This is a genomic window from Cupriavidus sp. 05T313 (assembly GCF_056396665.1).
This window is the reverse complement of record NZ_JBFTLX010000188.1, coordinates 1-14,021: the sequence shown is the minus strand read 5'-3', so window position 1 is coordinate 14,021 and position 14,021 is coordinate 1. Positions and strand designations below refer to the sequence as shown.

The 14,021-nt window shown below is 64.5% G+C and carries 14 protein-coding genes and 2 pseudogenes; 11 read left to right on the top strand and 5 right to left on the bottom strand.

Annotated elements, in window-relative coordinates:
* The 3 genes and pseudogenes from AC1DKD_RS30190 to AC1DKD_RS30180 all read left to right on the top strand — a co-directional run.
* Positions 1–165 (top strand): annotated as a pseudogene (locus AC1DKD_RS30190) (tRNA uridine-5-carboxymethylaminomethyl(34) synthesis GTPase MnmE); the annotation flags it as partial.
* Between the two features lie 1,178 nt (positions 166–1,343).
* Positions 1,344–1,529 (top strand): annotated as a pseudogene (locus AC1DKD_RS30185) (tRNA uridine-5-carboxymethylaminomethyl(34) synthesis GTPase MnmE); the annotation flags it as partial.
* A 207-nt stretch (positions 1,530–1,736) separates the two neighbouring features.
* Positions 1,737–3,059: an SGNH/GDSL hydrolase family protein gene (locus tag AC1DKD_RS30180; protein ID WP_441630250.1), complete on the top strand. Its 1,323-nt coding sequence runs from the start codon at positions 1,737–1,739 to the stop codon at positions 3,057–3,059.
* A gap of 96 nt (positions 3,060–3,155) precedes the next feature.
* Here AC1DKD_RS30180 and AC1DKD_RS30175 read toward each other — a convergent pair whose 3' ends face one another.
* Positions 3,156–3,728: a phosphatase PAP2 family protein gene (locus AC1DKD_RS30175; protein ID WP_477104476.1), complete on the bottom strand. Its 573-nt coding sequence runs from the start codon at positions 3,726–3,728 to the stop codon at positions 3,156–3,158.
* Positions 3,729–4,308: 580 nt separating this feature from the next.
* On the opposite strand from AC1DKD_RS30175, the gene AC1DKD_RS30170 reads away from it, so the two are divergent.
* Positions 4,309–4,761, top strand: a complete 453-nt coding sequence (locus AC1DKD_RS30170) for a PA2169 family four-helix-bundle protein (RefSeq protein WP_276290527.1) — start codon at positions 4,309–4,311, stop codon at positions 4,759–4,761.
* A 46-nt stretch (positions 4,762–4,807) separates the two neighbouring features.
* Here the strand turns inward: AC1DKD_RS30170 and AC1DKD_RS30165 are convergent, their stop codons facing one another.
* Entirely contained in the window at positions 4,808–5,485 is a 678-nt protein-coding gene (locus AC1DKD_RS30165) for a methyltransferase family protein (protein WP_441630255.1), read from the bottom strand.
* Positions 5,486–5,711: 226 nt separating this feature from the next.
* Between AC1DKD_RS30165 and AC1DKD_RS30160 the strand changes: the two genes are divergently transcribed.
* From AC1DKD_RS30160 to AC1DKD_RS30140, 5 genes are all read left to right on the top strand, one after another.
* Positions 5,712–6,119 (top strand): hypothetical protein, encoded by a 408-nt coding sequence (locus tag AC1DKD_RS30160; RefSeq protein WP_035863698.1) that lies wholly within the window; start codon positions 5,712–5,714, stop codon positions 6,117–6,119.
* A 274-nt stretch (positions 6,120–6,393) separates the two neighbouring features.
* Positions 6,394–7,014 (top strand): OB-fold putative lipoprotein, encoded by a 621-nt coding sequence (locus tag AC1DKD_RS30155; protein WP_276290530.1) that lies wholly within the window; start codon positions 6,394–6,396, stop codon positions 7,012–7,014.
* 54 nt (positions 7,015–7,068) lie between these two features.
* Positions 7,069–7,272 (top strand): hypothetical protein, encoded by a 204-nt coding sequence (locus AC1DKD_RS30150; protein WP_441630257.1) that lies wholly within the window; start codon positions 7,069–7,071, stop codon positions 7,270–7,272.
* Positions 7,273–7,504: 232 nt separating this feature from the next.
* Entirely contained in the window at positions 7,505–7,738 is a 234-nt protein-coding gene (locus AC1DKD_RS30145) for a hypothetical protein (protein WP_441630259.1), read from the top strand.
* A gap of 316 nt (positions 7,739–8,054) precedes the next feature.
* Complete coding sequence (locus AC1DKD_RS30140; RefSeq protein ID WP_441630261.1) at positions 8,055–8,582, top strand: Sbal_3080 family lipoprotein; 528 nt, start codon at positions 8,055–8,057, stop codon at positions 8,580–8,582.
* Positions 8,583–8,612: 30 nt separating this feature from the next.
* Here the strand turns inward: AC1DKD_RS30140 and AC1DKD_RS30135 are convergent, their stop codons facing one another.
* Positions 8,613–9,584: a M14 family metallopeptidase gene (locus tag AC1DKD_RS30135; RefSeq protein ID WP_477144066.1), complete on the bottom strand. Its 972-nt coding sequence runs from the start codon at positions 9,582–9,584 to the stop codon at positions 8,613–8,615.
* 122 nt (positions 9,585–9,706) lie between these two features.
* Positions 9,707–10,675, bottom strand: a complete 969-nt coding sequence (locus AC1DKD_RS30130) for a Bug family tripartite tricarboxylate transporter substrate binding protein (protein ID WP_441630265.1) — start codon at positions 10,673–10,675, stop codon at positions 9,707–9,709.
* Positions 10,676–10,909: 234 nt separating this feature from the next.
* Between AC1DKD_RS30130 and AC1DKD_RS30125 the strand changes: the two genes are divergently transcribed.
* Complete coding sequence (locus AC1DKD_RS30125) at positions 10,910–11,536, top strand: LysE family translocator (RefSeq protein WP_441630267.1); 627 nt, start codon at positions 10,910–10,912, stop codon at positions 11,534–11,536.
* A gap of 36 nt (positions 11,537–11,572) precedes the next feature.
* Here AC1DKD_RS30125 and AC1DKD_RS30120 read toward each other — a convergent pair whose 3' ends face one another.
* Positions 11,573–12,502, bottom strand: a complete 930-nt coding sequence (locus tag AC1DKD_RS30120) for a LysR family transcriptional regulator (protein WP_441630269.1) — start codon at positions 12,500–12,502, stop codon at positions 11,573–11,575.
* A gap of 322 nt (positions 12,503–12,824) precedes the next feature.
* Between AC1DKD_RS30120 and AC1DKD_RS30115 the strand changes: the two genes are divergently transcribed.
* Positions 12,825–13,778 (top strand): TetR/AcrR family transcriptional regulator, encoded by a 954-nt coding sequence (locus AC1DKD_RS30115; protein ID WP_441630275.1) that lies wholly within the window; start codon positions 12,825–12,827, stop codon positions 13,776–13,778.
* Positions 13,779–14,021 lie beyond the last annotated feature (243 nt).

Here is a 14,021-nt window from a genome sequence, read left to right as displayed (position 1 = left end):
CATTTAGACCTGGCCGAGGAGCGCGCGGCGCAAGAGGCGCAGGCGCTGGACCTGTTTGCTGAAGAGCTTCGGCTGGCGCAGGACCATCTGAACAGCATCACCGGCGAGTTCAGCAGCGATGACTTGCTGGGGACGATTTTTACGCGGTTTTGTATTGGCAAGTAACTTGAGTTCCAATACAGAAGCAAGAAAAATCCATCTACCGATATGCTTCTAAAGCCTTCTTTGAGGGTGCCTTGGATGCTTGGACATAAATTTGGACATAGTTTTAGTGCCATGTCCCAATGCCGCGCTGTGGACAACTACGGAACAGCTACTCGGCCAAGATGCGTGCTTGTGGATAATTTTTCCGATGGACCGATGTACGACGCGCAATCGGAGCCAAGCGTAACAACGCATATGTACCAGATGCGCTTGAGTCTACCGCCGAAATACAGCCTTTTCGCGCCGAATTTTTCGATTGAGTCGGGTACCTCGGTGAATCGGCTTGTTAGGCGACGCACACTCTTGCTTCGGATGACATGACGCCCATCTGGCGATCCCGCCAGCGCCCTATGGAGTCTCATCATGTTTAGCCAAGCCCTCCTCGAACACCGAATCGCAAAGCTCCTCCGCCACGCAATCCACCATCCAGTCACAATCCGATTTGCGCAAGCGCGGCGGACAATCAACCTTGAGTTTGGCCACGGACGGATGCAGATTGCGGAAGTCTACCTGGGCCGCTAGTTCTTCAAACGGGGATACTTAGGGACGCATCTGGATGGTCAACTGGTCGAGCGCTCTAACAGTCTGCCGAGTGGGAGTAGAGGTAAAGAAATCATCACTCGGCAGAGTATTGGCTGAAATTGGCAATACGGCTAAGAACTTCCCTTTCAAATTGGCATTCTCTTGCTCCTGCCCTCGGGTTTCCCACATGTCCAAGAAACGCTTCAATCTATCTCTCCAAAACCGCCGGCTCATGCCCCCCCCGATAACATTCCCTCTATCCAATCCTTTGCTCCCATTCCAAGGAAATACAAGGCAAGGCCTATTATGATCGCGGGAAGATACCCGGCTATCATTCCCACACAAATCTCAAATAGGAAATAAATCACGGACCCGATTACTTTCTTTATTTTTTCCAAGGAAATCTCCCAAATAGTCAACGAGACTAAACAGTGCTCCGTAGCATTGAATAATTGAGGCGGACCTGTTGGGGCGAGCGCTCATCGTCGAATAGCCCAACATCCCCATTAGAAATGAGAGTCACACTCATTAACGTTGGGAATTTTCTGCTTTTATGTATGGAATCGTCTGTATCGACCTGACGCCGACAGTGGGCGAGCGGCACCTGACCGCGCTGCGCAATGCGCAATGCGCAATCGCATTTAGACCTGGCCGAGGAGCGCGCGGCGCAAGAGGCGCAGGCGCTGGACCTGTTTGCTGAAGAGCTTCGGCTGGCGCAGGACCATCTGAACAGCATCACCGGCGAATTCAGCAGCGATGACTTGCTGGGGACGATTTTTACGCGGTTTTGTATTGGCAAGTAACGGTGTGCCGCAGGCAAACAGTCCACCCCGGACGTCCATCAACATCTGTCAATATCCGTCTACACGCAACCACTCGTCATAAAGTCTCATCCTGTTGTCGGATGAAGATGGCCCGGCACTAAGCTCTCTGGGGGAAAGACCAGCCCCTTCTTCTCATGCAACTATCCAAAAAAACGGGGAGACATGCGATGAAACAGGGAGCAAGGGATGATCTCAAAGCTGGCTGCGTTTTCAATGTTTCTGATTGTTGGACTGGTCTCCGGATGCGGTGGCGGTGGCGGTGGCGGTGACAGTGGCACCGCGGTTGCAACCAATAGCTCAGGCACAGGGGGAAGCAGCACAACCCCGCCGACACCCGTAGCCACGCCGGTGACTACACCGTCGACGCCGCAGACGGAACTACAAACCACCAAGGCGCTGCTCAAGGCGGCCGCAGCAAGCGGTGCGGCACCGAAGACAATGGCTTCGCCGCCGATCATTACGCCGGGAACGGCGAATATGCCGTCGAACATCGCCGGCAGCACGCTGGTACTCCCCGGTAACACTGCCGCGCTACGCTACATCGGCGCTGTCGTGCAAGCCGGTCTCCTCTATCCGGACGCGGATCTGGTCAAGAATACCGCGGTGAACTACGGGGGGCTGGGACTGGATTCCAACGTCTATTACATCGAATTCGTCACCGATGCGCCGACGTTCGAGATTCTGGTGAAGGGTAATGTCGATGCCTCCGCCCATCGGTTCCTGGTAGACGGGGAGTACGCCTCCACCACGCCAGTCGCCTATCCGGACGATGGAAACCTGTACCTGACCCGGGTCGATTTCCAGGGCAGCAGGAAGTCAAGGCGGATCCGCATCGAGACGCCGAACATGCGCTTCGGGGGCGTGCGCCTTGCACCTGGCGACGCCATTTCCGCGCCGCCCGCGGAACCCAGGGTGCGGGCCGTGGTGCTCGGCGACTCATTTACGGAAGGCATGGCCGCAGTCGGGTATAGCTTTGACAACTACGCGGCCCAGCTCGGATACCTGGCTGGGTGGAAGGACATGTATCAGTCCGGGGTCGGGGCCACAGGCTATCTGGCCGCGCCTTCCCCCAAACTCAAGTTCCGCGACCGGTTGGCAACCGACGTCTTTCCTTTCAATCCGCATGTTCTCGTCGTCGCCGGCGGCATCAATGACACGGGTTCTTCCAAGGCAGAGCTGCAAGCGGAAGCCACCGCCGTGTTCGACGCTGTAGCAAAGAACCTGCCGAACACCATCGTCTTTGTCATCGGCCCTTGGTCGCCGGGCTTTCCCCGCACTGAGCAGCGGGATGCCATCAAGGCGGCGGTCGGCACGCGCGCCAACTTCTATTTCATCGATAACGTGGCGGAACAGTGGCAAACCGGGACAGGCAATGTTGCCCATCCGAAGGGCGACGGAAATGGCGACGTGTACGTCTCCGACGATGGCGCCCATCCCTCGGCCGCTGGCCATGTCTACCTGGCAGGCAAGGTCGCGGCCGCGGTGAAACAGGTGTTGAACACATTCTGACGTCACTGCCCGCGGCGGGAAGGAAGCGGATAGCCGCGCAACGCAGCGTTGGCTTTCCTCCCGCCGCATGGCGTCGCTGGGTCAGGTGTACTTCAGTCAGATGAATTTCAGCAACGAGGAGCCCAGCATGAGCAACTCGTCAAAATGGGTCACCAGTCCAAAGCTCAGCAGGAACATGCCCACATGGAAGGAACTTTGGTGGCGGCGGGAAAACTGCAGGACCGGGGCCGCTATAAAGTGGCGGCACCGCGTAAGATTCAGCAACAGGCACATTGCCACGCCCAGCGCTGCCCCGCCCAGCACGTCCGTCGGATGATGCAGCCCGACATAGACACGTGACATGCAGATAAACAGGATGGCATACGCCAGCGCAAAGATGCCGATGCGCCAGGACGCGACCAGCACGCCGGTCGCCACGGCGCACCACAGCATCGCATGATCGCTCGGGAAGGCGCTCCAGGTTCGGATCCGGTCTTCCGAGGACACGAGAAAGCGCAACCCCAGTTCAGGGTTCGCAAAGGGACGGATGCGGAAAGGCACCCAGTGCGCCAGGAACCGGCCCAGGACCAGCACGCAAAGACCGGCGACAATCGTGGTCACAACGATTTCCTGGTCGCGCAGCTTGTCCGGGCCATCGCGGAACCAGACCCACCACAGCAGCGCGATCATCGGCAAGCCGCGGAGCATATAGAACTGGGTCATGGCCAACGCCGCGCGGTCGATAAAAACCGATCGGAAAGCGAACTGATGCAGGAAGTGAATGATACTGCTATCAAATGCGTTCATCGCGTCCTCGCCACATGCACGAAATAGCAATCGTTAATCACCTGTTCCGGGGCTTGGCAAGCATAGGAGAGACCCCGATTGGCGCAAGTCACGCTTTTTTTGCTGACGCACAAGATCGCACACTAAAACGAAGCCAGGCGACTCGGAACCCTCCGCTTGAACAAGGGCATAGTCTGGCACATTTCGCGTTGCGTTTTTGCACGTCCTGTACGGTGCGCGAAGCGCCGTTGTCCTGCACTCCCCAACTTCTATACTAAACATGTCGGTGGCGCTGTCCGCGCTACCCGCGGCTGCGGGCCGGCCAGCACGGCAGCCGGCCCGCAAGCCATGGCAAGCATGCCGCGCGGCAAAGGCAGGAATCGGGGGCCTGGCTTCTGGACAGGCGCCGGGGCGATGCGTCCCGCGCAGGTGCAGATGTGCGCACGGCTTCATGATCGGCCCGGACCCAGGCAAGGAGAATGTCATGAACAACGCGCAAGTACCTCTCGTCTCCACCCTGAACCACCTGATCGAGGTCGGCAAGGACGGCGAGCTCAGCTGCACGACCGGGGCCCGCGAAGTGCATAACCCCGAGATACGCGCCATCCTGACCGGCACGGCGGAATCCTGCCGCGCCTCGGTGATGGAGTTGCAGGCGCTGGTGACCGCGCTGGGCGCCGAGCCGCGTGATCGCGGCAGCATGGGGGGCACGCTGCATCGCGGCTGGATGGAGGTGCTGCATGTCATCGCGCCGCACAACGACGATGCGGTGCTGCAGCTATGCGAACGCGACGAGGAAGCCGCCAAGCGGGAATACCAGTCGGCGCTGATGAAGGACATGCCGCCCGAGATCCGTGCGGTGGTGCAACGCCAGTACGAGGGTATCCAGTGGCATCACGACCGCATCCATGCCATGCGGGGGATGCAGATTCACTGATTCACCGATCCCCGGATCTCGCCGAACGGCGGCGGGCGCCGGCCGCTCACCAGACGAACGGGATCAGCCGGTACCGCACCCTGGCCGCGTACGCTGCGTAGCCGGCAAGGCCGCGCAGTAGTTCGCGGTCTTCCATTGCCGTGCGAAAGACGATGCCGCCGACGAGCACCAGCGATCCCGCCATGCCATACCAGGAGCCAAGCAGCAAGGCGTTGGCCGGCAGGAAAACCAGCATGACGGCATAGAGCGGATGGCGAACCACGGCGTAGGGGCCGGTTGAAACCACGCGATGCCCGCGCTCGGACTGGATCCGGACGACGGCGGCGAGGAAGGTGTTTGCGTGAAACACGCGGTCGATCGCGGGAAACGACAGCACCAGCAGCACGGCGCCCGCGCACTGCAGCCAGAGCGGCATCGCGGACCAGCGGTAGCGCACCGCGTCCAGGCCCATCAGTACCAGCCAGGCACACCAGGCAACGCCCACCACCGGCAGCAGCAGCTTGTCCCATAGCGGCTGACCTGGTTGAAAAGGCATTTTCATGCGCTCGGCGAGCAGCGCGGGATCGTACCGCGCCAGACGCTGCGTTGCCCAGGCGCCGCCACCAAAGAACAGGATGAGATACACCCAGCCGGCGGGCCAGGCCAGCGTTCCCGCCGCGCCAAACAACAAGACCGCAAAGAACAGCGCCTCCACGGCGAGCGTGAACCCGACCTTGAATCCCATGTTGGCCTCTTCGTGTATCAGGCAAATCAGGCAACGGCGCAGGCAATCGAACCGGCCACCGCGTGCCTGTCATGTCTTCACGTTAGCACGCAACTGGCAGGCCGGCGGCGCCAGCCGGCGCGCTCGCCCGGGGCCGGAGCGGGCTGGGCCGATTGCCCCTCCAATGAATCGCATGCCGGCGCGGCCAACCGCTACAATGGGCCGTTTCAGCGAACGAGCCCCTGCCATGTCCGATCATCCGCGCTTTACCCTCAATCGCTCGCTCGTCATCCTGGTGCCGCAGCAGCCCTTCTTCGAGTGGATCATGGCCGTGGATACCGATCCGGTGGCCACCCTCACCCTTGAGCATGTGCGCGAGGACCAGAGTGTGTTCCTGGTCCCGGATGATGTCGCGACTTCACCGGAAGCGCTGTTGTGGGTGGAACAGCGCTGGCGCGCCTTCTTCGAATTCATGCTGGGCGAGTGGTTCGACGAAAGCCTGTGGCCCGAAACGCTGACGCTGCAGCAGTTTCGCGACTGGTTTACCGTGCAGCACCACTCGATGGTGTTCGACATGGCACCCGACGTCCCGGTCGAGCATGAGGACTGGGAAGACGAGGACGACGGCGAAGCCGGGCTGCGCCACTTGCACTGATCCCTTACGCCAAACCCGCGAGTCCCGCGGAAGCCATTATTGAGTCACATCGCGGGTTGGAAGCGCATGCCCTCCGGCAACCCGGCGCGGCCCCCCCTCAGGCTGTGGACAAGTCTGTGGAGAAGACCGAACAACCCTGTGGGCAAAGCTGTGGGCAACTTTTCCGGCGCCCCCGCCGCGACGCCTGGATTGACGGCGCAAAGCGTTGCCACAGGCGGGTTGGCGGGTACCCCGGCCAAGTGGCCGCGCAGCGCCGGAATGTCGATGCACAAACATGCGCCTGGCAGCGCGACGGCCTATTTTTATCGCAGGAAACCCCGTTTTGAACCGTACCCAGCAAATCCTTATCGCCATTGTTGCGTTGGCCGTGCTTGCCATGTTGTGGCTCACCGGCAATCATGAAGAACAACAGGTGGAGCCGGCCGCAGAGCCGGTGGCCCAGGCCTCCCCCGCGTCCGAACCCAACAGCGGCGCGCGCGGCGTGCCCAAGAACGGTACGCTGGACCCGATCAGCATCGACCCGAAGCGCACCACCGACATCCTGCCGCAATACCAGGCGGACACGCTGGTCGATGACTACCAGGAAGACGCTGGCGCGGCCGACGACCGCTACCGCGGCAAGTATTTCATCGTGGAAGGCGTGGCCAGCGGCGTGCGGCGCGAGGCGAACGACTCGGTATTCCTCGATATCCGCTCCAACAGCCCCGCCCTTGTGGTACGCGCCAAGCTCTTGCCGATACAGATCTGCGGCCCCGCCGGGCGCACCTGCGAGGTGGAAGCGCGCGGCACCATGGTGCGGCGCGGACAGAAAGTGGCCGTGGAGTGCACCGGCGCCGGCCAGGTGGATGGCTCGCCCGTGCTCGAAGGCTGCCTTGTGCGCGGCGGCGCAAACTGAGCGCGAGCACTGACTTATCCCTTTTTGCCGCAAGCCTCCGGATCGATACTTCGCATGCAAACCCTGCTTTCCGTACTCGCCCTGACCATCCTGATCGTCACCGTGGTGGGCCTGGTGTCCCCGCCCTTTATCAGCAACGCCTTCCTCAAGGGCCGTCCGGTGGGACGCTTGCAGATCCTGCTGGTGGGTGTCTTCCTTGCGGCCATCTGCCTGATGGTGGTGGGGACGATGGCGAGCGGCGGCCCGGCAAAGACCTGAAGCGCCGGACGAAGGCGCCGAGCGAGTCAAAACCCGACACCGTCTGGAATGACAACCGCCGCAAACAGTGCGGCCGACGCCCCTCCGGGGCCTTGTAGGACGCATCCCACAGCAGGATCGGCGCGCCGTCGATAATGCGGAGCCCTGGCGCTGTATATCTTTCCATCACGATACGAACAAACGCCTGCGCCGGAGCCTGAAGCTCGCTTCAGTGCCGGCGGCGCCGAATATCATGATGGAAAGTCTCCTCCGGGGCAGTAGCACCGCGCCGCAAGCCCAGGCACTCGCCAACATCCTCGCCGTGACACGCCGCGCGTGGGAGGTCGCCGGGCTGGAGCCCGTTGCCACCGGCCGGTCGGATTCCCAACCCCGCCAGCGCCGCCGCGACCAGTTCGCGCAGCGCGCTGCCCGTGCCTTCGAGGCGCAGGTGATGGCGCTGCGCTGCCGCCAGGCGTTTGTTGCCTGAGGCTGCCTGACGGCGCCCGGACAAGCTGGCACCGGGTCGAACCGCCAGTCTCCAAGGGAAGTACCCTTCCTGGCCAGCCGCTACGGCTGGCCGTTTTTTGCGTCCGGCACCTCGCGCATGCAGCCGGACGCCACCGCCGGACCCTTTTCCCCGCTCTGTTCCACCGATTGCCGCCGCCACGATGGCCTAAAGTTGGCGCTCGCGCCTGCCGACAACACGGTTCATCCCGCCAGGCGCGCCGCCACGGCAGCCGCCGGGCAGGTCCGCCGGCGCCGGGGTGCGCTGGGCACCCTTGCAGCAGCGAACCAGGAGCATCATGAAGAAAGCATTGCTAGCCGCCACCGCCAGCCTGGGCTTGCTGGCCACCGGCTGCGCCACCTACCAGTCCGTCGTCCCGGTCGACCGCGGCGACCGCATCGCCGCAGCGCAGCCGGCCGACGGTACGCTGTTCTGCGTGATCAGCAACCCGGTCGGCAACGCCTACATGGACGCGCTGCGCGATTCCATCCAGGCGCGCGGCTTCGAGTTCAAGGTCTTGTCACCCGGCGCATCGATTGCCTCGTGCCCCTATACCGCGACTTTTGTCGCGCAACGGCAGTCGTACTGGCGCGATTTCCTCAGTTCAGCCGAGATCGTCGTCTACATCGGCGGCGACCGCGCCGGCAAGGCGAACTACGACGCGCTGCGCAGCGCCGGCGGCCTGAACCTGAGCAACCTGGTGGTGCCCGAGGCAAAGATCGAGGAACTGGTCGATCAGTTGCTGCCCGGCATGCGGCCCAAGCAGTCCACCACCGGCACGGCAGGCGCGCCCGCCGCGCCGCCTTCACCGGCTACGCCAGCCTGAACACCCGCCCGTGCGCGGACCGGCGGCCAGTCAGCCGATCACCTGGCCCAGCCGCACCACGGTGACGCCGGGGCGCAGTTGCCGCAACGAAGGCATGACCAGTACGCAATCCGGGTACGGCGTGACCACCGGCTCGCCATCGCGCCAGCCGATCACGGTGCCAGCCTCGGCAAAGGTTTCCAGCCCGGTGTACGCGCCGGCGAAGCGGAAATCCATGCTGCTGGCCACCACCGGCTCCGTCACGCGTACCACCCRCTGCGGGTGCAAGAGCCACAGCCAGCCGGCGGGCACGTCGTCGGCATCGATCACGCCGGCGTTGAGCAGGAAGCGCGCGGTGCTGTCCTTGGCCACGCCCACGGCGGTGGCTTCCCAATGCTGGCCGCACTCGATCAGCAGCGCGTTCCTGGCGCTGGCCGGGTCGCCAAAGCCTTCGTAGTCACGCATGCGGCGGCCTTCGGGGTGGCCTTCATCCACGATCACGTTGGCCGGCGCACCCACGGCGCGCGCGAGGGCGATGCCCTTGTCGAGCGGGCCGGAGACGATCAGCGGCAGGCTCTTCTCGTGCATGGAGTGCAGATCCAGCAGCAGGTCCACGGTATCGATGACCGGGCGCATGGCACGCGCGCGGCGCAGCTCGGATGAATCGCGGGTGGTGTCGTCCAGCACGGCCGCCGTCCACACGCGGTTGAAGTCCTGGTCCACGTAGCGCGACGCATCCGGGCGGGCCGCATCGAAGGTGTGGTACGCGTCGACGTTGGCGAAGGCCAGCGTCAGGCGGCCGCGGCGCGGACGCACGCCGAGATCCAGCAGTGCCTTGACGGTGATGGCGCCGCACACTTCGTTGCCGTGGGTCAGCGCGTTGACCATCACGTGCGGGCCGGGCACGCCACTATCGAAGGTGTGGACGTAGGGCACGCCGCAGTTGCCGGCGGCATAGGGGCGGATATCGGGGAATTCGACTTCAACCGGGTAAGCGTCGAAGCTGGGGGCAGTGGTCGTCATGTCTGTGGGTCGGCTAGGTTGCCTGGGTTGCCAGTGGGATCGGCCGGGAGCAGCAAAGAAAAACAGGCGGCACCGTGGCGGCGCCGCCGCTTGCGACAAACAAATGGTACGCCTGCCGCCGCTTATTCGTGGATGCCGGCGGTCTGGACGATGCTCTTGTACTTCACCGTTTCGCGCTTGATAAAGGTGCCGAACTGGGCCGGGCCGCCCGGCGCGACTTCCACGCCGGCTTCTGCCAGCTTCTTCTTCACTTCGGGCATGGCCAGCACGGCCTGCATCTCGGTGTTCACGCGGTCGACCACGGCGCGCGGGGTATTGGCCGGCGCCATCAGGCCGAACCACACGCCCATGTCCACGCCCTTGAGCGCGCTGCTTTCGGACAGCGCGGGGACATTGGGCGCCACCTGGGCGCGGTGCCCTTCGGTCACGCCGTAGGCCTTGACCCGGCCGGCCTGGATATGGGGCAGGGCCGACGACAGCACCATCACGGCGAGGTCGATCTGGCCGCCGAGGAGGTCGGTCGACATGGCGGAAGCCCCCTTGTAGGGCACATGGGTGATATTGACCTTGCCCTGCTGCTTGATCAGTTCGCCGGCCAGGTTCAGCGGCGTGCCCACGCCGGACGACGCATAGGCCAGCTTGCCCGGCTGCGCCTTGGCCAGCGCGATCAGCTCGTCGGCGTTCTTGGCCGGCAGCGCGGACTTGCCCACCAGCACCATCGGCTGGGTGCCGACAAAGGTGATCGGCGCCAGGTCGCGCTCGCCGTCGTAGCGCACGGCGGGATTGGTCAGGCGCGCGATCGAGACCTCGCTGCCCGACCCCATCAGCAGCGTGTAGCCGTCGGCATCGGCCTTGACCACCTTGGAGGCGCCGATGGTGCCRCCGGCGCCGCCSAGGTTCTCGATSACCACGCTCTGGCCCAAGCGCTTGCCCAGCTCCGGCGCGATCGTGCGCGCCACCAGGTCGACGCTGCCGCCGGCGGTGTAGCCCACCACCAGCGAGATCGGCTTGGCGGGCCAGCCCGAGGCGCCGGCGCCGCCGGCAAGCACACAGAAGGATGCGGCAGCAGCCGCACGCAGCAGTTTGTTCATGGCAGGTCTCTCCCCTTTTTGGATATGCAGGTATGCAGATATCCGGCGATATTAGAGAGCGCGCGCCTGCAGCAACATGCGGCTTTGGCAATGGCGCTTGCCGTTTTGGCAAGTGGCCGATGCGACATGCGAGGCGGACAAAATCGCGGCGCCATCCCACGCACAATCGTTCAAGACGGCATCCGTTGCCCCGCCATAAAGTCGTGTTCAACGAACCAGCCTGACGGAGACGCGATGGAAAACCTGCTTGCTTCCATGCCGGGGATCTGGCGTCCGCTCGCGGCGCTGATCCTGGCGTCGGTGGTCGTCATGGGGAGCCCGGGGCCCTCGACGATCAGCGTCACGGCCGTCGGTGCCGCCCATGGCGTGCGGCGCTCGCTCGGCTATGCCTGCGGGCTGATCGCCGGCACCATCGCGGTGCTGCTGATGGCTTCGACGGGCGTGGTGGCGCTAGTCGCGTCGGTGCCGCACGGCGCGCGCGTGCTCGGCGTCCTGTCTGCCGCCTACATCCTCTACCTGGCGTTCAGGATTGCCACCGCGCCACCGCTCGGAGACCAGAGGAGGGCGCTGACGGCTCCCGCGTTCGCCGGCGGCTTCCTGCTGGCCATCGCCAACCCCAAGGCCTACCTGGCGATTGGCGCCGTGCTGGCGGGCACCACCGTCATCGCCGGGCACCAGGGCCTGGACGCCATCGTCAAGATCGCGGTGCTGAGCGCGATGATTGCCGTCATCCACTTGTGCTGGCTGCTGGCCGGCGTTTCGCTGTCCCGCTTCCTCCATGATCCGGTGAGTTCGCGCCTGATCAATGTCTCGATGGCGGCGATCCTTGTAGCCATGACGCTGGCCGCGCTGATGCATTGACGGATTGATGCGGGCCAACCGGAGGAAGCCGGACGCCTAGGCCACCACCGCCGCGCGCCAGAACGCCTCCGCCAGCGCCCGCATGGGCGAGCGCGGGCGATAGAGCAGGATCTGCATCGCCAGGTCGGTCTCGCCGCCCACTTCCAGTCCGGCGCGCACCAGCCGCCCGGCGTGGAGATCGTCGGCGACCAGCCGCGCCGGCAGCCACGCCAGGCCCATGCGCTGGCGCACCATTTCATGCACCGACTCGGCGAAATCGCTGACGGCGATCACATCGAGCCGGCTGGCCAGCCCGCGCCGCGCGATCTCGCCGTTGACCATGCGCCCCAGCGTCAGCGTCTCGGCGTAGGCGATCATCGGCACCGGCGCGCGCTGGCCACGTGCGAGCAGCTTGTACTGCGGCCCGCCGCCGTCCGCCGCGGCGCTCACGCAGACCAGGCGTTCCTCGCCCACCAGGTGGTACTGGTAGCGCGCGTTGTCCAGCGTCACCGGCTGCTCGGGCGAGTTGTAGCAGAGCAGGAAATCGGCATCGCCTTCGGTGAACATCGCCAGCGCGTCGTGCGTGGGAAAGGTGGAAAGCCGGGTGCGGAAATTCGCCGCCACCTTGTCGTTGCGCAACGCATGGCGCAGGCCGGCCAGCCACGCCGGCAGCATCGAGCGCGCCAGCGTCTTGCCGGTGGCAATCACCACCGTGCTGGCATCGGCGCGATGCGCCGCGCGCAGCGACAGCCGCGTCTCGTCCAGCGTGCGCAGCGCGCTCTGAGCGGCTTCCAGGAATTGCCGTCCCTCGTCGGTGAGGCGCACGGGGAACACACTGCGGTCGATCAGCGGCGCGCCCGCCCAGACTTCCAGCGCCTGCATGCGGCGCCCGAACGCGGGCGGGGTGACGTTGCGCAGCTCCGCCGCGCGCGCGAGGCTGCCGGCCTGGGCCAGGCACACAAAATCCTCGAGCCAGCGGATATGCATAAGGACTCGCGCCAACGCGCGTGCAGAAGTGGTAGGGAGAGAGGCGCCATCGCATACGCGGCGCTGCGAATATTGTAGCTGTACGCGCCTGGCACCCCCGCGCGCGGGGCCCGGATCACGCACGCGCGGCAAGCGGATCCTCAGGCGGATCCCGGGAAGATTAGAGGCAACACTCCAATATTGCACTTGTGAAACACTCGCCGCGCTCGCTAGGCTCCGTACAGCCGTTTCAAGCATCCGTTTGCCGTCAGAGCAGGAAGCTGTCGCGGTGCGTGGAGTTTCGCCGGGGATCCACCGCATGACAATACGAGACACGCCCAATATGAAGACCGTAAAAGGCACGGCAGGAGACACCAAGGCGCGCATTCTTGACGCCACCGAGCGCCTGTTTATCGAGGTGGGCTACGAGGCCACCTCGCTACGGCAAGTGACATCGCGCGCCATCGTCAACCTGGCCGCGGTCAACTACCACTTCCGCAGCAAAGACATCATGATGCAGGCGGTGCTGGGCCGCCGGCTCGATCCGCTCAATGCACGCCGCCTGGCGCTGCTCGACGCCTGCGAGACACGCTGGCCGGGCGAGCAGCTGCGATGCGAACACGTGATGGGCGCACTGTTCGTGCCCGCGCTGCAGATGGCGCGCGAGCCCGAGGTGGGCGGCCCGTCGTTCCTGCGGCTGCTGGGGCGCGTGTATTCGGATACCTCTCCCTTTATCCAGTCCTACCTGCTCGGCCACTACGCGCCGGTCCTCGGCCGCTTCTCCGACGCCTTCGCCCGCGCGCTGCCCCAGATCCCGCGGCGTGAACTCGGCTGGCGCCTGAACTTCGCGCTCAAGGCACTGGCAGGCGTGCTGGCCGGCGATGCGCCCGGCGACCTGCTGCCGGCGTTCGCGCAGGGCCAGGACCAGAGCGACGCGCACGTGCTCGCCCAATTGAGCGCGCTGGTGGTGGCCGCGCTGAAGGCCCCCGTGCCGGCCGGCCAGCAACTGTCCGCGCTCCAGGACGTGTTCCTGATCGGCGAGACCCAGCACGCCGAAGAACGCGCCGGGCAAATCGCGTCGAATGCCCTGGCGGCAGAGCAGGCAAGACAGGCACAACAGGCGCAACGCGCCGACACCTTGCCCACCGCCCCGCGCAAGCCACGCCGCACGACACGCAGCGAAGGCGCCGCGCGCGCCGCCATCGCCAGCCTGACGGTGCCCGGCGCACGCGAGCAGCCCATCATCTTTCCCAGCAATCCGCTCGACGACTGGATGCGCATGCGCTCCAGGACCTAGCGCGGCATACAACTGCGGCCCCGTCAAAGTCCGAAGATCGAAGGATCGAGTAAGCGAAGAGCTGCAGAAAAAAGCGATATCGCCAGAACCACGATTCGGCGTAGCCGTGTGGAGCGCCCTCAAGGGCGGGCCACACCCCAGCGCGATGCGAAGCGAGCCGTCAAGGTGCACCAGGCCGTATGGGGCGTCCTCGTCGGCAGGCAAAAAGAGCGGAAAAGAGGGGGCCATGTTTGAGCTTTGAGC